General features: G+C 59.3%; 17 protein-coding genes and 5 pseudogenes. 17 read left to right on the forward strand and 5 right to left on the reverse strand.

The genetic code is table 11. From position 1 onward, the window contains the following. Positions 1–90: pseudogene (locus ACTJKE_RS34500) on the reverse strand (heat-shock protein Hsp20); the annotation flags it as partial. 198 nt (positions 91–288) lie between these two features. Beyond that, positions 289–471 (reverse strand): hypothetical protein, encoded by a 183-nt coding sequence (locus ACTJKE_RS34505; RefSeq protein ID WP_156436956.1) that lies wholly within the window; start codon positions 469–471, stop codon positions 289–291. Between ACTJKE_RS34505 and ACTJKE_RS34510 the strand changes: the two are divergent. The 4 genes and pseudogenes from ACTJKE_RS34510 to ACTJKE_RS34525 all read left to right on the forward strand — a co-directional run bounded on the left by ACTJKE_RS34510 (position 451) and on the right by ACTJKE_RS34525 (position 4,368). After that, positions 451–764: pseudogene (locus ACTJKE_RS34510) on the forward strand (co-chaperone GroES). The gene ACTJKE_RS34505 and the pseudogene ACTJKE_RS34510 overlap by 21 nt on opposite strands. A gap of 54 nt (positions 765–818) precedes the next feature. Then, entirely contained in the window at positions 819–2,447 is a 1,629-nt protein-coding gene (gene groL, locus ACTJKE_RS34515; RefSeq protein ID WP_113514194.1) for a chaperonin GroEL, read from the forward strand. A gap of 199 nt (positions 2,448–2,646) precedes the next feature. After that, complete coding sequence (locus ACTJKE_RS34520) at positions 2,647–3,987, forward strand: Do family serine endopeptidase (protein WP_440637517.1); 1,341 nt, start codon at positions 2,647–2,649, stop codon at positions 3,985–3,987. A 189-nt stretch (positions 3,988–4,176) separates the two neighbouring features. Beyond that, entirely contained in the window at positions 4,177–4,368 is a 192-nt protein-coding gene (locus ACTJKE_RS34525; protein ID WP_440637713.1) for a DUF982 domain-containing protein, read from the forward strand. Positions 4,369–4,945: 577 nt separating this feature from the next. Here the strand turns inward: ACTJKE_RS34525 and ACTJKE_RS34530 are convergent. Continuing rightward, complete coding sequence (locus tag ACTJKE_RS34530) at positions 4,946–5,368, reverse strand: SyrB-like regulator (RefSeq protein WP_440637519.1); 423 nt, start codon at positions 5,366–5,368, stop codon at positions 4,946–4,948. Positions 5,369–5,764: 396 nt separating this feature from the next. On the opposite strand from ACTJKE_RS34530, the gene ACTJKE_RS34535 reads away from it, so the two are divergent. Both ACTJKE_RS34535 and ACTJKE_RS34540 read left to right on the forward strand, forming a co-directional pair. Then, positions 5,765–6,136 (forward strand): hypothetical protein, encoded by a 372-nt coding sequence (locus tag ACTJKE_RS34535; RefSeq protein WP_440637521.1) that lies wholly within the window; start codon positions 5,765–5,767, stop codon positions 6,134–6,136. Positions 6,137–6,567: 431 nt separating this feature from the next. Next, positions 6,568–7,260: a helix-turn-helix transcriptional regulator gene (locus tag ACTJKE_RS34540; protein ID WP_440693734.1), complete on the forward strand. Its 693-nt coding sequence runs from the start codon at positions 6,568–6,570 to the stop codon at positions 7,258–7,260. A 7-nt stretch (positions 7,261–7,267) separates the two neighbouring features. Here the strand turns inward: ACTJKE_RS34540 and ACTJKE_RS34545 are convergent, their stop codons facing one another. Beyond that, positions 7,268–8,368: a flagellin N-terminal helical domain-containing protein gene (locus ACTJKE_RS34545; RefSeq protein ID WP_440693736.1), complete on the reverse strand. Its 1,101-nt coding sequence runs from the start codon at positions 8,366–8,368 to the stop codon at positions 7,268–7,270. Between the two features lie 296 nt (positions 8,369–8,664). Between ACTJKE_RS34545 and ACTJKE_RS34550 the strand changes: the two are divergent. The 7 genes and pseudogenes from ACTJKE_RS34550 to ACTJKE_RS34580 all read left to right on the forward strand — a co-directional run. Then, positions 8,665–8,850 (forward strand): annotated as a pseudogene (locus ACTJKE_RS34550) (LysR family transcriptional regulator); the annotation flags it as partial. After that, positions 8,820–9,041, forward strand: a pseudogene (locus ACTJKE_RS34555) (LysR substrate-binding domain-containing protein); the annotation flags it as partial. The pseudogenes ACTJKE_RS34550 and ACTJKE_RS34555, both read left to right, overlap by 31 nt. A 159-nt stretch (positions 9,042–9,200) precedes the next feature. Then, positions 9,201–10,409 carry an MFS transporter gene (locus tag ACTJKE_RS34560; RefSeq protein WP_440693746.1) on the forward strand — a complete coding sequence of 403 codons (1,209 nt, stop codon included), beginning with the start codon at positions 9,201–9,203 and terminating at the stop codon, positions 10,407–10,409. Between the two features lie 460 nt (positions 10,410–10,869). After that, entirely contained in the window at positions 10,870–11,670 is an 801-nt protein-coding gene (locus ACTJKE_RS34565) for a DUF2092 domain-containing protein (RefSeq protein ID WP_440637527.1), read from the forward strand. After that, complete coding sequence (locus ACTJKE_RS34570; protein WP_440637529.1) at positions 11,667–11,993, forward strand: hypothetical protein; 327 nt, start codon at positions 11,667–11,669, stop codon at positions 11,991–11,993. The genes ACTJKE_RS34565 and ACTJKE_RS34570 overlap by 4 nt, the downstream gene beginning before the upstream one ends. 46 nt (positions 11,994–12,039) lie before the next feature. Continuing rightward, positions 12,040–13,482, forward strand: a complete 1,443-nt coding sequence (locus ACTJKE_RS34575) for a DUF1254 domain-containing protein (protein ID WP_440693738.1) — start codon at positions 12,040–12,042, stop codon at positions 13,480–13,482. 202 nt (positions 13,483–13,684) lie between these two features. Next, a complete protein-coding gene (locus ACTJKE_RS34580; RefSeq protein ID WP_440637533.1) occupies positions 13,685–15,697 on the forward strand; it encodes a mechanosensitive ion channel domain-containing protein in 2,013 nt (670 codons plus the stop codon). A gap of 72 nt (positions 15,698–15,769) precedes the next feature. Here ACTJKE_RS34580 and ACTJKE_RS34585 read toward each other — a convergent pair whose 3' ends face one another. Then, on the reverse strand, positions 15,770–16,738 hold the full coding sequence (locus tag ACTJKE_RS34585) for an AraC family transcriptional regulator ligand-binding domain-containing protein (protein WP_440693740.1): 969 nt from the start codon (positions 16,736–16,738) through the stop codon (positions 15,770–15,772). 687 nt (positions 16,739–17,425) lie between these two features. Between ACTJKE_RS34585 and ACTJKE_RS34590 the strand changes: the two are divergent. The 4 genes and pseudogenes from ACTJKE_RS34590 (at position 17,426) to ACTJKE_RS34605 (ending at position 23,015) form a co-directional block, all read left to right on the forward strand. Further along, a pseudogene (locus ACTJKE_RS34590) lies at positions 17,426–18,354 on the forward strand (formylglycine-generating enzyme family protein). Next, positions 18,341–20,719 (forward strand): arylsulfatase, encoded by a 2,379-nt coding sequence (locus ACTJKE_RS34595; RefSeq protein WP_440693742.1) that lies wholly within the window; start codon positions 18,341–18,343, stop codon positions 20,717–20,719. The pseudogene ACTJKE_RS34590 and the gene ACTJKE_RS34595 overlap by 14 nt, the downstream one beginning before the upstream one ends. 92 nt (positions 20,720–20,811) lie before the next feature. Continuing rightward, the gene (locus tag ACTJKE_RS34600) at positions 20,812–22,122 is read left to right on the forward strand and encodes an alpha/beta hydrolase (protein WP_440637539.1); all 1,311 of its coding nucleotides are present in this window, start codon (positions 20,812–20,814) and stop codon (positions 22,120–22,122) included. A gap of 101 nt (positions 22,123–22,223) precedes the next feature. After that, complete coding sequence (locus ACTJKE_RS34605; protein ID WP_440637541.1) at positions 22,224–23,015, forward strand: hypothetical protein; 792 nt, start codon at positions 22,224–22,226, stop codon at positions 23,013–23,015. Positions 23,016–23,230: the final 215 nt, after the last annotated feature.

The raw sequence follows: 23,230 nt of genomic DNA on the forward strand, positions 1-23,230 counted from the left end.
GTTGAGGCTGGCGTTTTCGAGCAGGTCGAAGAGGCGATCGAAGCCGACGCTCGACCTGTAGAAGGGGGAAAAGTCGGGGTTTGTTCTCATAGCTATATCCTCCGTAGAGCAACATAGGTACGAGGGAGCGCCAAGAAGCTTGGGCTCCCTGACTGGTGTCAACCCACTTGGGCATCGACAAGAATAAGGTGGGGATCATGATGCCTTGCGTCAAGAGGCAGCCCTACCCTCCAAACCGCCCGCGACGTGAAATACTCTCATGAATTCATGCCGGTAGCACTCAACAGGCTAGAGTGCTAAAAAATTTTTGACCCTCTCTTGAAACTCAAAAAACAGGAACCAGATCGAAATGCGCGCGATGCCGAAAGGCTCGGCGTCCCGCGTCGGTTTCGCTCCGAATGCGGCGCGGAACACTTGTTGAAAAATCTGGTTGTCGATGAGGCGAGCGAAATGACGTTCCGTCCCTTGCATGACCGTATCCTGGTTCGCCGCATCGGGGCCGAGGAAAAAACGGCCGGCGGTATCATCATCCCAGATACGGCAAAGGAAAAGCCAAAGGAAGGTGAGGTCGTTGCCGCTGGCTCTGGTGCGCGCGATGAAAGCGGGCAGCTGCGACCACTCGAAGTGAAAGTGGGTGATTGCGTCCTGTTCGGCAAATGGTCGGGCACCGAGATCAAGCTCAATGGCGAGGATGTCTGATCATGAAGGAATCTGAGGTGATGGGCGTAATGGAGGTCGACGCCGCAGCGAGCAATGCGGCGTAGTGCCAATTCGGACCTATGCCAACAAGGAATGCTGACTGAGGAAGGAGTAGAAAAATGGCTGCCAAGGAAGTGAAATTCCATTCCGACGCCCGCGAAAGGATGCTGCGCGGCGTCGACATCCTCGCCAATGCTGTCAAGGTTACGCTCGGTCCGAAGGGCCGTAACGTGGTGATCGACAAGTCATACGGCGCGCCCCGCATCACCAAGGACGGCGTCACTGTCGCCAAGGAGATCGAGCTTGAGGACAAGTTCGAGAACATGGGTGCACAGATGGTGCGGGAAGTGGCGTCGAAGACCAGCGATATCGCTGGTGACGGCACCACCACCGCAACCGTTCTCGCCCAGGCGATCGTCAAGGAAGGCGCGAAGGCCGTGGCTTCGGGCATGAACCCGATGGACCTCAAGCGCGGTATCGACAAAGCTGTCGAAGCTGTGGTCGAGGAACTGCGGCGGAACGCCCGCAAAGTCACCAGGAACGACGAGATCGCCCAGGTTGGCACCATCTCGGCCAATGGGGACATCGAGATTGGCCGCTTCCTCGCAGAAGCGATGGAAAAGGTCGGTAACGAGGGGGTGATCACCGTCGAGGAAGCCAAGACCGCGGTGACGGAGCTGGAGGTCGTCGAAGGCATGCAATTCGACCGCGGTTATCTCTCGCCATATTTTATCACCAACCCGGACAAGATGCGGGTTGAGCTCGAGGAACCCTACATCCTGATCCACGAGAAGAAGCTCTCGAACCTGCAGACATTACTGCCGGTTCTTGAAGCGGGTGTTCAATCTGGAAAGCCGCTGCTGATTATCGCCGAGGATGTCGAAGGCGAGGCGCTCGCAACCCTCGTCGTCAACAAGCTGCGCGGCGGCCTCAAGATCGCTGCTGTCAAAGCGCCAGGCTTCGGCGACCGCCGCAAGGCCATACTGGAGGACATCGCAATCCTGACCGGCGGCACCGCAGTCTCTGAAGATCTGGGCATCAAGCTCGAAAACGTGACCCTCAATATGCTCGGCCGTGCCAAGAAGGTTGTTGTCGAGAAGGAAAATACGACGATCGTCGACGGCGCTGGCTCGAAGACGGAGATTCAGGGCCGCGTTTCGCAGATCAAGGCGCAGATCGAGGAAACCACATCGGACTACGATCGCGAGAAGTTGCAGGAGCGGCTGGCCAAGCTTGCTGGCGGCGTTGCCGTCATCCGCGTCGGCGGCTCGACCGAGGTCGAGGTGAAGGAACGCAAGGACCGCGTCGACGACGCCATGCATGCCACGCGGGCGGCCGTCGAGGAGGGCGTGTTGCCCGGCGGAGGCGTCGCTTTGCTGAGAGCCGTCAAGGCACTGGACAACACGCAGACCGAGAATGCCGACCAGAGGCACGGCATCGACCTTGTTCGCCGCGCGATCGAGGCGCCGGTGCGCCAGATCGCCGAGAACGCGGGTGCCGAAGGCTCGATCATTGTCGGCAAGCTGCGCGAGAGGACCGAATTTGGCTATGGCTGGAACGCGCAAACGAACGAGTTCGGTGATCTTTACGATCAAGGCGTGATCGACCCGGTCAAGGTCGTTCGCACCGCGCTGCAGGACGCCGCCTCGGTCGCCGGCCTGCTGATCACCACCGAGGCCATGGTCGCCGAGAAGCCGAAGAAGGATGTACCGCTCCCGCCGATGCCGGCAGCCGGCATGGACTTCTGACTGCAATGATAGGCCCGCGCCCCCCACGGGGCGTGGGCTTTGGATAGACTTGTGAAGTAAGAGATGCATGCGCCTGAATCGGCGCGGCGTTTGTCGAACTGGTGCTGGTCTGGCAGGAGCCAAAATCGTGCCTCTGGGAGGCTTTACCCAAGGGCTCGCCCGTCCACCGAAGGAGGAACTGAAGAGTTCGGGGCCAAAAATGACCATGCGTTCGTCGAAAAATGTCGGCGTATTCGCCGCACTCGTCCTCATCCTGGTTCCTGCGCCGTTCCCGGCGGCGCAGCCGCAGTCGGCGATGTCGGCCGGCACCCAACCATCGCTCGCCGATGTCTTGGAGAAGGTCACGCCGGCGGTCGTCAACATTGCAGTAAGGTCTCGCGCTTCCGCCGAAACCAATCCTCTTTACAACGATCCCTTCTTCCGCCGCTATTTCAATCTGCCTGAGCAACAGCAGCGGCTGAGCGCGGGCTCCGGCGTCATCGTTGACGCCGCCAAAGGCTATATCCTCACCAATCACCATGTCGTCGCCGACGCCGGCGAGATTGCGGTAACCCTGAAGGACCGCCGCCGCTTCACGGCCGAGCTTGTGGGCAGCGACAAGGCAACTGATATCGCGTTGCTGAGGATCGCCGCTGACAAGCTGACGGCGCTTTCGTTTGGCGATTCCGGTGCGCTGCGGGTCGGCGACTCCGTTGTCGCGATCGGCAATCCGTTCGGGCTTGGCCAGACCGTCACCTCCGGCATCGTCAGCGCCCTTGGCCGTGGCGGCATCAATCTCGAGGGCTATGAGGATTTCATCCAGACGGATGCTTCGATCAATCCCGGCAACTCGGGAGGCGCACTGGTGACAACAGACGGCATGCTGGTCGGCGTCAACACCGCAATCATCGCGCCCACCGGCGGCAATGTCGGCATCGGCTTTGCGGTTCCGATCGCGATGGCGTCGGCCGTGATGGAGCAACTGATCGAGCATGGACAAGTGCGGCGCGGCCGGATCGGCATCGCCGTCCAGGACTTAACACCAGATCTGGCCGAAGCGCTTGGTATTGCGGAAAGCTACGGCGCCGTCGTTAGCAGCGTTGAGCAGCATTCGCCAGCGGAACAGGCGGGCCTTCGAGCTGGCGATGTCATCATCGCCGTCAACAATCGGAAAATCACGGGCTCGGCAGATCTCCGCAATCGCGTCGGCCTGGCTAAGGTCGGATCGGAAGTCGAAATCGAATCTCTGCGCGATCGGGTTCGCAGAACGGTGACAATGCGCATCGAGGCGGACGAGGCAATTGCCAAGCCTGGAGCCATGCCCGCTCGCCTTGAGGGCGCTGAGTTCCAGGATGCGGCCGGCAACGTGGTTGTTTCCAGCGTTGAAGATGGAAGTGCTGCCGCCCGAGCCGGTCTGCGTATGGGCGATGTGATCGTTGCTGCCAATCGGCGGCCCATCTCGACAGTGGCGGAACTCGAGACAGCGTTAAAGAACGCCAGTGGCACGATCGCACTCGATCTGTTTCGCGCCGGGTCGAAACACGTGCTGGTGATCCGGTAGGCAGTTGCCCGACGCATGACGTTGACATCCAATGTCGCGTGAATGGAGGAAAACGATGGAACACGTTTGCTTTCGACATCCCGTCACAATCCTTGTCGGTCTCGGATTTCCGAGCTGAGGTTCACGGTCTGAGAAGACTATGCCTGGCCGATCGAGTGGCCGCCATCGAAACGAAAATCAACCTACGCCATCGCGCTCAATGCCTGCAGGGCAGCACTTGCAGGCGAGATTGATGTCGAGACCGTTCGCGGGACGTTTGTCGCCTTCGCGCGACGGGCCAATCTTCTCGCACCAGACACCGACGCGATCGTCGCCGGTGGCGGAGCCGGTGCGCGTGCCCAAGCCGGAAACAGTAAATCGATGATGCCTGGGACCGGATAGGTGACGAGCGATATTCAGTTTCCCGTTCCGTCTGAGCTCTACCGGCGAGCGGGTTGTTGCCAATTCCTGCGGAGCACTGGAGTGCCTTCGCGACCAGTGGCCCGAAGGCGCGAGAGGGTGAGCCTATCGCGCAGCCTGTCGAGTCTGACCCGAAATCGACATGATTTTCGAAACCGCTCCCCACCTGTGGGGCAAGACACCGGAAGAGGCAGAGGATCGCCGGCGGAACCGTCGGCGGACACTGTGGTTACGAGCAGGGGTGAAGGCCGCTAAGCATCCTGGTTGCTTCCTGCTCTTGGATAGTAGTTGCAGCTATCACGGCATCAGCTAAGACCCCGAACGCGGGTACAATTGGGCCCGACCTCTAGAATCGGCTGGAATTGGAGGATTTTCCGGTGCCTTGACCGTTCGTCCCAGGGACGCCAGCTGGACCAGATATTTCCATGGTGCTTTCATAGTGCGCCGCCCACCCGATCAAATGGCACCGGCATCCTCGGCAGCAGCCCTCAAAGGAACTCCAGCCAGAATGCGATGACAAGGGCCAATCAGGCTATCCGATCGCCCCTCCATCAATTGATCAGGCAAGGCCCAACCGCTTGCGCAGGTCGGCGTTCTCGGCCCGCAGCTTTTCGGCCAGCGCCTTGCGCAGCCGCGCGTTCTCTTCTTCGAGCTGGCGAAGATCTGCAATGTCGCCGAGGACTGGAGCTGGAGCCGTCGTCGCGGTCGGCTGCTTTGCCCCACGCGTTTCGCCGGCGCCCTTGACGACCTTCTTTGCCCTGGCCTTGCGAACGGCCAGCGCCTCCACCGAGAGCTTCCCGTCTACCGACTTATCTGCGCGCTTCCTGCGTCCCCTCATCGGCTGGGCAGCAGCTGCCTCCGCTGATTCAGCGGTCGCGTCCGCAACGACATTCTTGGGTCGCGGCCCCCGACGCTTCTTGGGCGGCGCGACTTCCGCCGGCGGCGCGGTCTCCACGATTTCGGTATTGCTCTCGTCTGCCATGAGTGTTTCCCCTCTCAAACCGATCATCTCTTTCCATTGGGCGGAGGGCGGAGTCAACAATCGCACATGGCTACATCATCTATGCGTTGGCGCATGGCGCCGCCGGTAGCGATGTGAGAACCGCGGGAGACGCCGGCCGTGAATGCGGCGGTTCTCGCTGCGACACTAGCGGCCGAGTTTTTATGCTAGGGCGTACCGGAATCGGGGAAACAGACCTTCCCTCCCCCGAGTTACGCGCCTAGCGTACATGAGCAGTTTCTGTTGGACTGCAATCCTCCCCGCGCCCAGTGAGCCATATGGGTGCGACACTCGCCCCGCCTACCGGCGGGGCTTTTCTTTCCGGCACGTGAGTTCCGTCGCTAGAGCCAGGCATCAGGAATCTCCGAGAGGCACTGCATGAAAGCTGAAGAAATTTCGCTAAAGTATCCCACTCTCCGGTCCGACGGCGCTGTTGTGGAGATCGAGTTCAATCAGGAAATCGCCGCGACGCTCACCCGGCTCCCGGATGACCCTTCGCTTTACTTCGATCTGAGCGAACCACATCTCCTTATTCCGCTCGAGCAGTTGGTAAACGCGCGTGCGCGCGAAAGAGGCATCGTCAATGCCAACCGCCACATGGTGGCTGCAGCGAAAGGCAGTCTGGAGAAACGCAAACCCCTCACGGTTCAGTCGTTAGGCAACGAGCTGTGGGTCGTAGTGGATGGGAATTCGACTCTGCTCAACGCTCGTCATTCTGGTTGGCGGGCGATACCTTGCTGCATGAGATGACCAGACACATCTGAATATCCCGCCGTCGAGGCACTCACAGGCTCGGGACGCAGCTGCTCGTGAGGCATTTGAAGAAGCGGGTGTAATCGGCGTTTCCACTGAACATTCAGTGGGCGGGTTTACGGATTGGAAGGATAGCAGCGCTTTAGTTTACCGGGTTCGCGTACACCTGATTGCCGTGCGCTCGCTCGCATCTAACTACCCGGAAAGGGGTGTCCGCTCGAACCGATGGGTGCCGGCTTCAATTGCCGCATACGAAGTGGGAGAGCCCGGACTTTGGCAGCTCCTTGTCCCCATATTGGGATAACTGGACACTTCGCACTCCAGGTGCGGGTCTGCGCTTCCAAACCAACTAGGGTATTTTTACCCTATTGCGTCTTTCACTGCTTTAGATTGTATTCCGCGCGACGATACGATCGACAAGCATGGCAATGGCGAAAGAAACACCCTTCAGCGCGGTCACACGCAAGATGCTCGACAATTGGCTCCTCACCGACCCCGAGCAACCGGCGTCACCGGACACCGTGTATCGCGACATACTCGACATGCTGTCGATCAAAATGCGCCTGACGGTGTTCACGATCGACGGAGACGACCCGAAGCGATGGTTCATGAAGGCAATCCGCCATTCCGGCTTCACCTCGCGCATTCTCAACATCAACAAAATTTTCGCGGATGCCTACATCGGTGACTTCAAGGACCAGCGCTACATGGAAGAAGCGGTGATCCCGCGATTGTCGCAGGTGCGCGACAGCCAGCAGCCTTCCATGGAGTTGGTGAAGACAAGGCTCTTCGGTGTTAACCTCGGCTACGACCGCATTCTTCTGCCCCAACGCAACGTCGACCGTCCGCGATGGATCATTTCGACCTCCTATGCCCAGTTCCTTCTGAGCCCACCGCAGAGGCATGAAAAGCTGGATGTGGGCGACGAAGCGATCGTGCAGCTCCTGATCGAGGGAGCGACCGCAAAGGAGATCGCGGTATCGCTCGACGTCTCGCATCGCACCGTCGAGCATCGGCTGGAACGGATGAAGGAACGTTACGGGGCAAGGAATACGGTGCACTTGGTGGCCATGCTGATTGCCACACACCTTGAGCGCTCGCGGTGGAACGAGAGCCAATGACGGCCGGCTAACGAAACAACTCCAGTATTTTTCCCGGTTCGGAGTTCGCGATCCCGAGTGCCTGGATCGCGAGTTGCTGTTGCGCCTCCAGCGCCCTGATCCTGACGGCCGTGACGTCCATGTCCGCGTCCACCAGCCGCCCGATGCCCTTCGTCGCCGTTTCGATCACCTTCTTGTTCAGCTCGTCGTAGGTATTCAGTGCCGACTGCACCGAGCCGACATAAGCCATCTTGGACGTGAGTTGCTCGATCTTCTCGTCTATGTTCGCGACCAGCTGGTTGTAAGCCCCCTGCCTGTCCGAATCGTGCCTGATAACGTGGTTCTCGATGGACTGAAGGATATAGGTCGGACTGACGGGGTATGCCTCCGGATCACCCGTGACCGGATTGGAAAGCGGAATGTTGTACCAATAGATGGCGGCGGGAGTGAACGTCCCTGGCACGTCGAAGAAGTCACTGCCGTCAAACAGCGTCTTTTCGGGATTGTACTCCCCTGGGTAGCTGGTCGGATAACTCCCGAAATCGTCGTTCAGCAGCAGGGTGTCCATGGCGCTGACATCCATCGCCTGCACCGTGCCACCGTTGTAGCCGATCACGAACGAGAACACCTGCTTACTGGCTTTAACCGGCTCGTGCTTCTCGTGGTAAAGCATGTTCACGCCCGCGAACGAGGCGGACTGCATCGCGCTCCTGGCCTGATCCTGGAGCTGCTGTATCCGCACGTCGATCTTGTACACGTCCGACTTGGCGTACTCAGGATCGAGGCTGAAGGCCGGTTTGACTATGTCGCGCATGCCGGGCTTCGGCATGTCGCTCGCGGTGATCGCGAGGTTACGGATTTCCACGAAGGACTGCCTCACGGTCTCCATCGCGGCGTAGGCGGTGTCCACGATACCCATCGCCAGTCCGATACTGTCAGTGACGGCTCCCATCGCCTTCACATCCGAACGCATCGTCGTTGAAATCGACCAGTAGGCGGCGTTGTCGGCCGCAGTCTTCACCCCCAAACCCGAGCACAACTTCTGCGACTCGTCATCCAGCCTGCCGCCGATCAGGCGCAGGGTGCTGAGGGCGGACATAGCGGACGTATTGGTGAGAATGCTTGTCATATAGGCGAGCCACGGTAAGATTGCGTGAGTGTGGCATCGTCATGTGCCTGGAGCGGCAAACGCCGCCCCGCGAATGTGGTTCACAATCCCTTAACGAACACGACTACCTGGCAAGGTAGAAATACGGTGGTTCGCGCGTCATATGTCCGGTTAAGAACCGTTGAGCATACTGGAGCCGTGAACAAGCGGTCCCGAAGCTAGCTATGCAAAGCAGTGATTTCGGCTGGATTACCGTCGAAAGCTGAGCAACGAACCTCTCGCCTTGAAGGGATTCGAACCGCGGCCAATGCGCCCGCAGGCTCAATGTCGCGTCGTCGTCCGTATCGCGGCAGATCGGGGATCGCTTGGGCATGGCGCTGCTTCAACGCGAGGGTCATCGCCTCAAACTGACGGCCGTCGGCGAAATCCTTCACCGGCAGTCCGTCGCGTCGCATCGCCTCTCGAAGCGGCGGTGTCCGAGTTCGACATTCTCAGGGGCTTGAAGACGGGGACCGTCGAGAGCGTCGCGCTCTCCTTCCTGCCTTCGCTGATCGTGGAGTTCTCGCGGCGCCACCCGACGCCGCATCTCGATGTCGAGGTCGCCTGGTCTTCCGATGTAATCCAGCGCCTGATCGACGAGACCGCCGATGTCGGCTCCGGCTTCCTCACGACATCGGCGCGCGACATCCATCGGGATAGGATTGTCTCCTATTGCCCTCGTAGCGCGAATAAACGGTTGCCCGCCCCTCGGGCGATGCATAAGCTCCCATCGGCGCGCCGCGTTCTACCGATGACGGTCGGATGCCGCTGCAAGCCGCCTCCCCAAATTTCCCAAGGGCCAAGAACAACAATCATGACTGTCGCCATTCCCACCATGACGCGTCCCAAGACGCATCTCGCTGTGCTGGTCATTCTGGGTCTCACCCATCTCCTCAATGACCTGATGCAGTCACTGATTCCGGCGGCCTATCCGATCCTGAAGGACGCCTATGCGCTGGATTTCGTGCAGATCGGCTTGATCACCATGACCTTCCAGATTGCCGGGTCGCTGCTGCAACCGGTAATCGGCATGGTGACGGACAAACATCCCGCGCCCTATTCACCGGTCGTGGGGATGATGTTTACACTCTCTGGCCTGGTTAGCCTTGCCTTTGCCCATAGCTACGCGGTGATTCTGGTTTCAGTTGCGCTGATCGGCATTGGATCGTCCATCTTTCACCCGGAAGCGACGCGCATGGCGCGCTATGCCGCCGGCGGGCGCCAGGGGTTGGCGCAGGGACTGTTTCAGGTCGGCGGTCAGGCGGGCGGCGCGCTCGGCCCGGTCTTCGCTGCGCTGATCATCGTTCCCTGGGGACAGCCGAGCCTCGCCTGGTTTGCCGTTCTCGCATTGATGGCCATGGCACTCCTTGTATGGATCGGTAGCAAGCAGCGGGAGATCGGCGCCGCATTCATGGCGTTGCGGGCAGACGGCAAGAAGGCGGGCGGCGCCGTTCGTCACGCGCCAGCGACGATCGGGGTAGCCCTGGGGGTCCTGACGCTGCTGATGTTTACTAAGAACGCCTATAGCGAGAGCTTCCGCTCATTCTACACCTTCTATCTCATGGAGAAGTTCGGCCTCTCGATCCCCTCCGCGCAGATGATGCTGTTCATCTTCCTACTGGCTTCGGCCGCGGGCGCGCTGATCGGCGGCATCGTCGGTGATCGCATCGGGCGTTATCGTATCATCTGGATTTCGGTTCTCGGGCCGCTTCCGCTGACGCTGACCCTGCCACACGTCGACCTCCTCTGGACCGGCGTGCTGACGGTGATGATCAACTTGATCATGGCGAGCGCCTTCGCCTCCATCCTGATCTACGCAATCGAGTTGCTGCCGCACCGGATAGGACTCATTGGTGGGCTGTTCTACGGCCTGAATTTCGGCCTTGGCGGTATAGCCGCAGCGCTTCTCGGAATACTGGCCGACAGCTATGGTGTCGAAACGGTTTACTACGTCTGCTCCTTCCTCCCGCTTGCGGGGCTTCTCGCGTGGTTCCTTCGGAGGATTGAAGAGGGCCACGCTTGAAGACATCGGTCCTATGGCCGGATGCACCGTGGTCATAAGGTCCAGTCGATACATTATGCGACATTGAACGCACAAAACGGGAACATTGACTGAATATGGTGTGTGCAGCGTCGCTGTAACCCGCCTTAAAGGCGATGTCGCTTATGCTGTGAGCGCCTTCGCAGAGCAGCCGGATCGCCTCACTGCGACGCGACCGATACTCCTCAAAATCAAACGCAGAATTTAGGTGTCGCTGCAACGTCCGCGTCGGCATGCCCCGACCTCTTCGACCTTATTCCGAACGCGGGCGCTGAATGTAACATTGAAAGTGCAACTTGGCGTGAAATGGTAAGAAGAAACGCGGCCAATACAGCAGTAATGCCACGGGCTGGGAGGCCTTCGCAACCAAGTTGTTCGTAGGAGCAAGATTGTTGCGAGTCCTGGCCCGCAAGCGAAATCAACGAGCCTTCTGGGTGAGCGAATGAATGGCGGACTGAGGTTACTTGGCGCGGCTTGGCGGCGCCGATTTACAGGGATGTTAGTGGTTGCTGGTAGTGTGATGGCTTGGCCGGTATCCGCGCAAGACAGAATCGAGCCGGAGGCCGATCGGATCCTGGCCGCGATGAGCGAAAATCTCAAGTCGACGCCGACTCTTAGTGTCGACTACGACGCGGATCAGGAAGTCGTCAATCTGCAGGGTCAGAAGATCCAGTACAGCGCCTCCGGCTCCATCGCCGTCGATCGCGCACAAGGTTTTCGAATGAAGCGCATGGGCCCCTTTGCGAAGGCGGAGGTGATATTCGATGGCGACACGATATCACTGCATGACAAAATGCTGAACGTTTATGCGCAACTTCAGAGCCCCGGCCAAAGTGTTGAAGATGCGACCGAGGAGCTTCGCGCCGCCACCGGACTTGACGCTCCGGGAGCGGATTTTCTGGTAGGCGATCCCTATGCCGTCCTCACTGACGGCGTGACGGAAGGAACCGTTGTCGGATCGGCCTTTGTCAACGGGGTGGAATGCGATCATCTCGCCTTCAGGACCGATATCGTCGACTGGCAAATTTGGATCAGCAAGGGCAGCAGGCCTTTGCCGCTCAAGTATGTCATCACGACCAAATGGACGACCGGGGCACCCCAGTATACGCTGCGGCTCAGCAACTGGAAGTCGGATGGAATCGACGCCGCGCAGTTTAAATTCACGCCGCCAGCGGCTGCCAACAAGCTGGAACACGTCCACGCCGATGTCACCGGCGAGCTTTCTCTGGAGACGGTGCAATGACGATGCGCAAGCTGCACGGAAAGATCCTTTCAGTCGCCATCGCCGGCCTAGCGATGCTTGCGGCAGACACTCTCGTTCCCGCGCCGTTCGGCTCGTTCGTATCCGAGGCGCAGGCGGTCGTGGGACGCCCGCTGACACCAGGAAGTGTCGCCGGTGTTGCTCGCCGTACCACGCGCCGAGTGATCCGCCGCTCCACGATGTATGTCGCCGCACTGCCCGCGGGCTGCGTCAGCATTAGTGTCAATGGCACCGCGGTGTGGCATTGCGGCGGGGTCTACTACCAACCGCACGGCGGGCGTTACGTCGTCGTTTACATCGACTGAACTCAGTGCATTACATCGCAACTCAATTTTTTGATGGAGGGACAGAATGGATATTACGCGTCGTGACTTGACGGCCGCCGGTCTTGGAGTACTGGCAGCAGGCTCTCTCGCTAGGCCTGCTGCTGCCGCCGACGGTTTGGTGGCAGATTTGCCGGAAGGGCTCGATGAATTCGCGCTCGCCGTCGAAGCGTACATTTATGCCTATCCTCTGGTGACGATGGAAGTGACCAGGCGCGTGATTACCAACGTCGCGGAACCCGAAGGAACTCGTGGCCCCATGGGGCATCTGATCAAGCTGCGCCAATATCCAGACGCCAAGTTTCGGGACGTGACCGCACCTAACGCCGACACTCTTTATACGACGGCTTTCTTTGATGTGGGGGACGAGCCTTGGGTGGTGAGCCTGCCCGATTTGAAAGACCGGTATGCCCTGTTTCCGATGCTGGATGGCTGGACAGCTGTCTTCGACGTCCCCGGAAAACGCACCACAGGCACCGAGGCCCAGACGTTTGTTGTTACCGGGCCAGGCTGGGAAGGAACACTGCCCGAAGGCGTGACCCAATATAGATCTCCGACGAGCATCGTTTGGCTGCTTGGACGCATCTATTGCACGGGGACCCAGGAGGACTACGCCGAAGTTCATAAGCTCCAGGATGAAGTGAAGCTCTATCCCTTGAGCGCATGGGGCAAGGAGTGGACGGCTCCCAAAGGCAAGGTCGATCCGGCCATCGATATGGAGACTGCCGTTCGCGAGCAAGTCAACAGCATGGACGCAATCGAGTACTTCACCCTGTTCGCCGAGCTCCTGAAAAGAAACCCGCCGACCGACGCGGATGCACCGATGGTCGCCAAGCTCGCCGAACTCGGCATCGTTCCTGGACAGGATTTCGACAAGGCCAAGTTCGATCCTGCTTTTGTGAAGCGCGTCCCTCAGCTCGGGTTCGCGCGCATCATGACGCATTTCAAATTCAGCGACGGCGACGTACAGGACATCGACGGCTGGGGCTTCACGACGAAGACGGGGATTTATGGCACCGACTACGTCCAGCGTGCCTTGATCACTGCGATCGGTCTTGGGGCGAACCGGCCGCAAGATGCGATCTATCCGACCTCGCTGAAGTCCGGCGACGGGGTGATCAAGCGGGCATATAACGGGTCCGAGAATTACGTTCTGACGTTCAAGAAGGGACTTACGCCACCGGTTTCGGGATTCTGGTCCTTGACCATGTATGATGCGGACTACTTCTTTGTCGACAATCCGTTGAACCGCTACTCCATCAGCGCACGGCAGCCGCTCAAAGCAAATCCGGATGGCTCGATCGACCTGTTTATCCAACACGAAGCACCCGGATCGGACAAGGAATCGAACTGGCTCCCGGCGCCCAAAGGAAAGTTCATCCTCATGATGCGGCTCTACTGGCCCAACGAGAGCAGTCCCTCCATCATTGATGGTTCTTGGACGATACCGCCGGTGAAGAAGGTGAGCTGATTCTGTCGGCGTGCATGCAGCCGCCACGGCTCCGGTTCGTGGCGGCTGCAAACACGAACTATCGGCGTCCATCAGTGGAAGCATGGTGCGATCGAGATACACCGCGCCAAGATGAATGAAACCACGTTAGTTTCGGCCCTGTCTTTGGTTTTTGGAGACCAAATTTTGACAAATGGGGTCTGATCCAGTGGACCGAGCTTTTATGTACATTCTTCGGCCTTTGCTATTCAGTTTGTTCCTGTGCCTTTGTGGGCTTACGAACCTACAGGCGCAAACGCCTGCGGCCCGAATTGCGCAACCGTCCAAGGTAGACGAACTGCTGCGTCTTCTCGAGGATGAGGACGTAAGAGTCTGGCTAGAGCAGAAGCAAGCGGCCGTTTCCGAGCCCCGCGACAATGAGGCAGTGTGGTTCATCGAGGAATGGGAGGCCCACTCACGCGCCCGTTTCAATGCACTTCTTGCCGCAGTGCCACGGGTCGGAGATGAACTTTCCCGCGTCGTGTCTGCGGTTCGGCAAGAGGCTCGGGACAGCGGTTTGGTGCCCGCGGCGCTGATGTTCGTTATCATCGCAGGCCTTGGGTTTGGCACCGACTGGATCTCTCGTCGTTCACTGCCAGCGGCACCCTTGCCCAACCCTCCTTGGAGGCAGGCCTACACGGAGTTTCTGACGCTTTCGATATGCACGGCGACCGCTGCAATCCTCTTTTTCCTGTTCAACTGGCCGCCACTCATGCGTGTGGTCGTACTCTACTCGCTCGTCGCATTGATCACCTACAGGCTCGCGACCGCGCTCTTCCGCATCGCGCTGGCCGCATCCGTAGTATCGGCACGCTCCTATTCGCGGATCCGGATATTGGTCGCAATGCTGGCGGCAACGATGGCATTCTCGGCCATATGCGAGCGGCTTGCGGTTGAACCCGGGGTCCGGTCGGCTCTCGCTATCGGATTGTCCATTCCGCTTGTCGTTATAGCAATCGCGATGATCTGGCGTGAGCGCTCCAGCGATGTCGGATCTTTGCAAGGCCGTGTCTCTCGCGCCATGGGCATCTCGGGCGCGGTCGTCCTGTGGCTGCTCTGGTGCGGCGACTTCCTGGCTTTATTCTGGCTCGGCATGATGCTTGTCCTCGTGCCCCGCGCTTTGTCGATTGCCGACAGCCTGACCCTTTCATTCTCGCCCCCGCGTTCGAGCGGAGGGGACCTACCGGACGCTAAGACGGTCCTGCTCGTCCGCGGAACGCGCGCCATTATCCTTATTGCAGCGGTCGACTGGGTCGCATTCGTTTGGCGCCACAATTTCCCTTTTGTTTCCGGTGAAGTGACATTGATCCGGACGATCATTGCCGGGGCATTCAACAGCGTCGTGATTCTGCTCATCATCGACCTCGTCTGGCAATTGGCAAAAGCCTACATTACCCGCAAGCTGAGCGACGTTGGCGATGAAGCGGCGCTCCCATCGAACGCGCTCGCGCGAGAAAGCCGGCTTCGCACTTTGCTGCCTGTTTTCCGCAACGCCTTGGCAGCAGCACTTCTGTGTGTCGCGGTGCTCACGGTTCTTTCGGAGATGGGCGTCAAAATCGGCCCGCTGGTCGCAGGCGCGGGCGTGGTCGGCGTTGCAATTGGATTCGGCTCGCAGACCTTGGTCAAGGACGTGGTCAGCGGTATTTTCTATCTACTGGACGATGCCTTCCGGGTCGGGGAATACATCGAAGCAGGAAACTATACGGGCGTCGTGGAATCCTTCAGCCTTCGCTCCGTGCGGCTGCGGCACCACCGTGGGCCAATCTTCACCGTACCCTTTGGTTCGCTTGGCGCGATCAAGAATGCCAGCCGCGATTGGACTGTCGACAAATTCCGCATCCGTGTCCCTTTCAAAACCGATGTTGATAAAGTCCGCAAGCTCATCAAGGAGATCGGCGCGCAATTGCAGGCCGATCCGGAACTCGGTTCGCTCTTTATCGAGCCGCTCAAGCTCAAGGGCGTCGAGCAGATCGGTGAATACGGAATCGAACTTGGTATCGCCTTCACCTGCAAGCCTGGGGAACAGACAATGATCCGTCGGAAGGCTTATGCGATGCTGATGCAGGCTTTCCATGGCAATGGGATCGACTTTGCTCAGCCGGTGGTTCAAGTCAGCGGTGACGACAAGGAGACAGCCGCCGCGACGCTGGCCGCGCGGCAGCGCCCAGATAAGACGGCTGCACCAGGCACGGCCTAGCCAGCTTGATCGCATCGAAAGCCACGTGAAGGGGAATGAGGCAATTGCTTTTAGCGGTTCGACTATGGGTCGCTAGTTTGTTGCTGCGGATTCGCTGTCGGGATCAGCAGTGGATAGGTTCTCTCTGACGCGAAACTCGCGAGGTCCAAATCCGGTAGCCTTCCGAAAAGCGCGGGAAAAGCCAGCGGGAGAGGAATAGCCCAGATCCTCCGAAATGCTGGTGATCGAGACGGCCCCGTCGCGCAACATTTCCGTCGCACGTTGCATTCTCACTGCGCTGGTCAGGCTACGGAAGTCGGCGCCTGCCTGTCGAAGTTCACGCTGCAGCGTCCGAACGCTCGTGTCCATCGTCCGCGCAGCATCCTCGATCGACACATCGCCCGCGAATAGCTGTGCCCGAATCTGTGCAGTGGCGATTTCCAACAAACTCCGAGGTGCACCCCCTGGACGATCGCGAGCCACGTCCTCGAGAGTCACGATCGACCGAGATGTTCGTCGTGACGCAGCCATCAACCGATGCCGCTCAACGACGACCGCCACTGCTGGCGCATTGAATATCACCGGGCATTGAAACACGTCCTCAAAAAGCGAGGTATGGCTCGGGGTCGGGATGTCAAGTTCGATGCGAAGGGGGTGCCAATGGTCAGGCAGATATGCCTTGAAGAGACTCAGCAGTTCGCCAGCGGCAGCACATGCGACCGACTCATAACCCCCAGACCCGGCCAGAGCGAATTTGTAGCCAAAGCGTAGTTCCTCCTTCGTTGTGGTGACCGTCAAATTGTCAAAAGTACTGTGATACTGCAGCGCCACGATACTTCGTTTGATCGCTTCGCCGAGCGTGTCTGCTTCAGTGATAAAACGCCCGAAGCTGCCATACGCGGAAACGTCCATATTGGGCACGAGCAGGAGACCGAGATTCGCGTCGCCCACTGCCCTCGCCATGGCTTCGACGAAGCCCACCACGGACTGCTGAGGAATGTAGACATTGCGATCCTCGATCAGCTCTACGTCGAAGCCCGCGGCGCGATTGGCACGCAGCAACGCTCGCTCCCCGAGCTCGCTTCGAACGAACGCGGGCAAGCCTTGCAAGACATGGCTCGAGATCACGGGAATCGCGGCGATCTGAAATGGTTCCTGAAAACGGTATTGGCGTAAAATGGATGGTTCTCACATATTCGACCGCCGGCAGATTTGGCAAGTGGTACCCGTAAATCGGGATAGATATAACGTGCACACGCATTATTCAGTCTCCCTCGATACGCAGATGGCGGCGTCCAACTTATCGGGCCGGAAGTCTTTGCCGCGGGCTCCCAAGCCACAGGCATGGCCCGTTAGTCATCACGGGAACGAATAGCGGTTGCGACGCGCTGTTGCGAGAAAGGCCGCCAAAAGCGTGGCACGCCACTGAATTCATCATCCCGGCATCTAGTTCTGAAGATGCAACGGAAGCGAAGCCGCGTCTTATCCTTTTACGCCAAGCTCGGCCGAAGCTCCAAATATTCGCGCTTTGAAAAACAATCAAAAGTGGTATTAATCCGAGACAAGGTTGCTGAGACCGGACGTGGCGTCAAATGATAAGTTCGTCGTCTGCTTCCATTGTAGGTAGGACCGAGATGAAGAGGAGTGGCGCTCTGCCCGTGAACTCCTTTGTACGCACACTGAGGGGACTCGCCGGTGCATTCTCAATCGGCTCACGTCGAATTGCCAGGAACTTCTCCGCGCAATGGCATGATCTTCGTGCCGTCCGGTACCTTCTGGATGGGTTCCGATCGACACTACCCTGAGGAGGGACCGGCCCATCGCGTGAAGGTCGACGGGTTCTTCATCGACGAGACGCCGGTGACCAACGCCCAGTTTTCCGAGTTCGTCTCGGCCACTAATTATCGCACGTTCGCCGAAGCCGTTCCCGACCCCGCGGACTATCCCGGTATATTGCCGGAGATGCTGTATGCAGGCTCATTGGTGTTCCATCCGCCGAATGGCGCCGTTGATCCACAGGACTGGACACAGTGGTGGTCCTTTCTGAAGGGCGCCTGCTGGCGTCATCCCTACGGGCCTGGAAGCACTATCGAAGGACTGGATCACCATCCGGTCGTTCATGTCAGCTATGAGGATGCACTCGACTGCGGTGGAGTGGCAAGGACCTGCCGACAGAGGCCGAGTGGGAATTTGCTGCCCGGGGCGGCCTTGAGGGCGCCGAATATGCCTGGGGCTCGGAATTTATCCCCGCCGGACGGCATCTGGCCAATACTTGGCAGGGGACCTTTCCAATTGTGAATGACTTTGAAGACGGCTACTCACGCACCTCTCCAGTCACGGCCTTTCCGCCGAATGGATACGGCCTATACGACATGATCGGCAACGCCTGGGAGTGGACCTCCGACTGGTTTTCGCCGCGCCACGAGACCGACGCTTCGAAGGTGTGCTGCATCCCCCGGAACCCTCGAGGCGCACTTGAAGCAGGCAGCTATGATCCCTGTCAGCCTGAAATCAGAATTCCGCGCAAGGTCCTGAAGGGTGGCTCCCATCTTTGTGCGCCCAATTATTGCCGGCGCTATCGCCCCGCGGCGCGGCATGCCGAAGCAATCGACACGTCGACGTGTCACATGGGTTTCAGATGTGTGATCAGACCAGGAGAGTCGTATGAAGTCACTTAAGCGGGCGAGAACACGTTGGTTGGGAGCAAGCACGGCGCTCCTCCTTTTGAGCTCCCCCGCAGCGGCTCAGGAATCGCTGCCTTTTCCGTCGAAGCCATCAGGGAGCAAGGCCGGCCCGACGATAGCCCAGTCCACTTACAGCCCATTGCCAGTGCAATCACGCCTGCCTGCAAATGCTCCGAACATTCTGGTCATCATGCTCGATGACGTCGGCCCAGCATTGCCCGACACCTTCGGCGGTGTGATCGAAACGCCGACGTTGAGCCGTCTCGCGGAAGACGGAGTGTCCTACAATCGCTTCCACAATGCCGCCATGTGCTCCCCCTCGCGGGCGGCATTGCTGACCGGGCGCAACCATCACCGCGTCGGGAATGGCCAGATCGCCGAGTTGGCAAACGACTGGGACGGATATACCGGGAGGATACCGCGCACCTCTGCGACCGCCGCGAAAGTTCTTGGCGATTATGGCTATGCGACGGCAGCGTTCGGCAAATGGCACAATACGCCTGCCAACGAAACGACGGCGGTCGGCCCCTACACCGACTGGCCTGCCGGCGAGGGAATTGGTTTCGATTATTTCTATGGTTTCCTTGCCGGGGAATCCTCACAATGGGAACCTGCCGTCGTCGAAAACACCGTTCGGGTCGACCCGTCTCACGGCAAGGAGGGTTATCACTTCACCGAGGACATGACTGACAAGGCGGTGTCATGGATGAAGCAGGAGCGCGCGCTGACGCCGGACCGGCCCTTCTTCATGTATTGGGCTCCCGGCGCCGCACATGGTCCCCATCACATCTTCAACGAGTGGGCGGACAAGTACAAGGGCAAGTTCGATGACGGCTGGGATGCCATGCGGGAACGCATCTATGCCCGCCAAAAACAACTCGGATGGATACCGGAGAATACGGAGCTTATACCCCGTCCGGATACCCTTGCAGGATGGAAGGACATTCCAGAGGACGAGAAGCCATTCCAGCGCCGACTGATGGAGGTCTTTGCAGGATATACCGAACATGCGGACACTCAGGCCGGGCGGTTGCTCGAGGCCCTCGATGAACTGGGAATCCGCGACAACACCCTCATCTTCTATGTCTGGGGCGACAACGGCTCCAGCGCAGAAGGCCAGAACGGCTCAATCAGCGAGCTTCTGGCGCAGAACGGCATCTCCACAGAGATCAAGGATCACATTCGTGCGATGAATGACCTGGGTGGGATGGATGTTCTCGGATCACCCAAGGCCGATAACATGTATCATGCCGGCTGGGCCTGGGCCGGCTCCACGCCGCACCGGTCGACCAAGCTGGTCGCTGCCCATTTCGGCGGGACGCGAACACCGCTCGTGGTTTCTTGGCCGAGCAGGATCAAACCGGACAAGACGCCGCGCTCACAATTCCATCATGTCAACGACATCGTTCCCACGATCTACGACGTTTTGGACATCCAGCCGCCGAAGCTCGTGGACGGCGTCACGCAGGATCCCCTTGATGGCGTCAGCATGACTTACACCTTCGACTCTCCCGAAGCTCCGGGACAAAAGAAGGAGCAGTACTTCGAGATCATGGGCAGCCGTGCTATCTATCAGGATGAGTGGATTGCATCCGTCTTCGGGCCGCGTACCCCATGGACGCCGGGCCTGGATCCCGCCATCTTCAAATGGTCGCCGGACAATGACGTATGGGAACTCCACGATCTCAGTGCGGACTACTCCCAGGCGAAGGACGTCGCGGCCGATCACCCCGACAAAGTCGAGGCGCTCAAGAAGGCGTTTGGCGAGCAGGCTGAAGCCAACAAGGTGTTCCCTGTCGGGGGAGGGCTATGGTCTGTCGTCTTCCATCCGGAAGATGCGCCGTCCAATCCTGCGACCGAGTTCCGTTTCACCCAAGACGTCATCGGCGTCCCCGAGTTCACGGCGCCGAAAGTCGGCGCCCGCAGCAACCTTGTGACCCTTGAGGCAGAGCTGCGGCCGGACTCCGAGGGCGTGCTCTACGCTCTGGGTGCGTTTTCGGGAGGTGTCGCTTTGTGGGTCGAGAACGGCAAGCTCACCTATGAGTACAATCTGTTCGAGATCGAGCGGACGCGCCTCGAAACGTCCGATCCGTTGCCGAGCGGCAAGGTCAACATAGAGGTCGAAACACGCAAGGCCGGCAGCAATCACGACGCACCGCTCGACGTCGTTATCCGCGTCGATGGCAAAGAGGTGGCAAAGGGACGCGTGCCGCGCTCCGCTCCGCTCGCGTTTACCGCCAATGACGCCTTCGACGTGGGCAGAGACAGCTACTCTCCAGTCTCCCTCGCATACTTTGACCGCAAGCCGTTCGCGTTCAACGGCAAGATACAACAGTTGAAGGTCGAGTATTTGAAGTGAGCGATGGCTCGCTCGGAGCCTTGGAGCGGCGACGTTTCGATCGCCGCTCTTCCTTGCCGACGTGCATACTGTGTTTAACAGGAGTGATTAAATTGACGCCGCACCTCTTCCGGAACGCCAAAGCCGGCGCACCTTCTTGGCCGCTTTTGCCGTGCGTCGTCTTGAGCCTGACGCTGCTCTCTGCATGTGCGGGCCGCCCGACGGGGGTGCTCGAGCCGGTAGCGGCCCGTCCGTCGGCCGTTCAAGTCGAAATGCTGGTTACGACGACCCGAGGCCGGGCGGAAAAACCGGGCGAGATGTTCAGCGGCGAGCGTGCGCTCAGCCCGACATTCGCAGACATTACCGTGTCGATACCGCCTGACACGGTCCGCAAGGCGGGCGAAGTCGCTTGGCCGCGCAAGCTTCCGCCGGATCCGGCGACGGATTTCGCCACGCTGAAGGCTGAGGAAATTGACCGCGCCGTCGCCGAAAAATGGTTGAACACCCATGTACGCAAGAGCCCGGACGGCAGTGTCCTGGTCTTCATCCACGGGTTCAACAACCATTTCGAGGACGCAGTTTTCCGTTTCGCGCAGATCGTCCACGACTCGGGCGCGCGCAGCGTGCCGGTGCTCGCGACCTGGCCGTCGCGCGGGAGTCTGTTGGCCTATGGTTACGATCGTGAAAGCACCAACTATACGCGCAACGCCGTAGAACGCTTATTCCAATATCTGGCGCGTGATCCCGAGGTCAAGGAAGTCTCCATCCTGGCACATTCGATGGGCAATTGGCTGGCGCTGGAATCCTTGCGCCAGATGGCCATCCGCAACGACGGGCTGCCGGCAAAGTTCAAGAATGTCATGTTGGCGGCGCCGGACGTCGACGTCGACGTCTTCGGTTCGCAGATTGCCGACATGGGCAAGCGGCGACCGCGATTCACACTCTTCGTTTCCCGCGATGACCGTGCGCTCGCCGTTTCTCGGCGCGTCTGGGGCAATGTCTCCCGGTTGGGAGCGATCGATCCGGAACAGTCGCCCTACAAAGAGGAACTGGCGGCGAATGGGATCACCGTCGTCGATCTCACCAAGATCAAGGCAGGTGACAATCTGCACCACACCAAGTTCGCGGAGTCGCCCGAAATCGTACAATTGATTGGCAACCGTCTGTCTGGCGGCCAAACCTTAACCGACAGCAGGCTGGGGCTGGGCGACCATATCGTCGCGGCCACTGCCGGGGCCGCACAAACGGTTGGAACCGCTGCGGGCCTGGTCGTTGCTGCTCCAGCTGCGATCGTGGATCAAAATACCCGGCAAAACTATGCCCATCACGTCGAGACACTCGTCGGACCCTCCGGCGGAGCCAACACCGCCGATAGCGCATGCGGGAAGGAAAATCAGACGAGATCCGGAAAATGCAACCCATAGCCCGATAGAGAACGGCACCCGGAAGACACTTGATCAGTCCGCGTCTCACGCCGGGTTGAACGAAGACCTTGCTCGCAAGAGCGGCCATCACAGGAGATATCATGAGGATTTGCATCGTTCGTACTCTAGCGGCAATCGGAACTTGCCTCGTCGCTGGGACGGCAAAGGCGACGGACATCTATTCCCCAATGACGCCCGAGCTTCAGCAGACGACCACCGAAAGCGGATGGACCTTTTCCTTTGCCCCCTATTTCTGGGCGGCCGGATTGTCGGGGGACGTTGCGCAGTTCGGGCTGCCGGCGGTGGATGTCGATGCCAGTTTCAGCGACATCTTCGACCATCTTGAGTTCGGTGCGATGGCGATCGGCGAAGCCCGCAACGGTCCGTACAGCATCTTTGCCGATGTCATGTATACGAAGATTTCGGGGCAGACAGGCACGCCAAGAGGCGTGCTTGCGACAGACGTCGAACTCACATCGGAAACCTTCGCCGGGCTGCTCGGCGCGGGATACTCCGTTATCGACAGCGATGCAGCGCGGTTAGACCTGGTTGCTGGCCTGCGCGTATGGTCCGTTGAAAGCGAGCTTTCCTTCCACGGCGGCGTTCTCGATGGGCGCACCAGAAACGATCAGGCAACCTGGGTAGACGGTCTAGCCGGCTTCCGCGGCATCTATTCGCTCACACCCGAAATCTATCTAACCGGCTGGGGCCTTGTCGGTGCTGGTGGCGCTGATCTCGATTGGGACGTGGCGGCAGCAATTGGTTATCGGTTCAACGATACGATTTCGGCGATTGCCGGCTACCGCGCGTTGGGCGTGGATTACAGCAATGACGGATTCGTGTTCGATGTCACTCAGCAGGGTCCGATGCTGGGGCTCACAGTGCGGTTCTAAGGAGGCACGCACTTTCTAGCCTTTGGAGCCGATCGACCTCGACCTGTAGCCGGATCGCTATGTCGAACTCGAACCGTACGCTGATCGATGCCGCGATGCTTTACACCGGATACTGTGGAGGCGCCAAAATGCTGAAAGATCACATCAGACGTTAGCGATCATCGTTCCATCATTCAAACATCCCTAGCGCCTTGTCGGCACGACTAGTTTCGTGA

The sequence above is a fragment of the Ensifer sp. 22521 genome (assembly GCF_052044795.1).
Taxonomy (GTDB): domain Bacteria; phylum Pseudomonadota; class Alphaproteobacteria; order Rhizobiales; family Rhizobiaceae; genus Ensifer.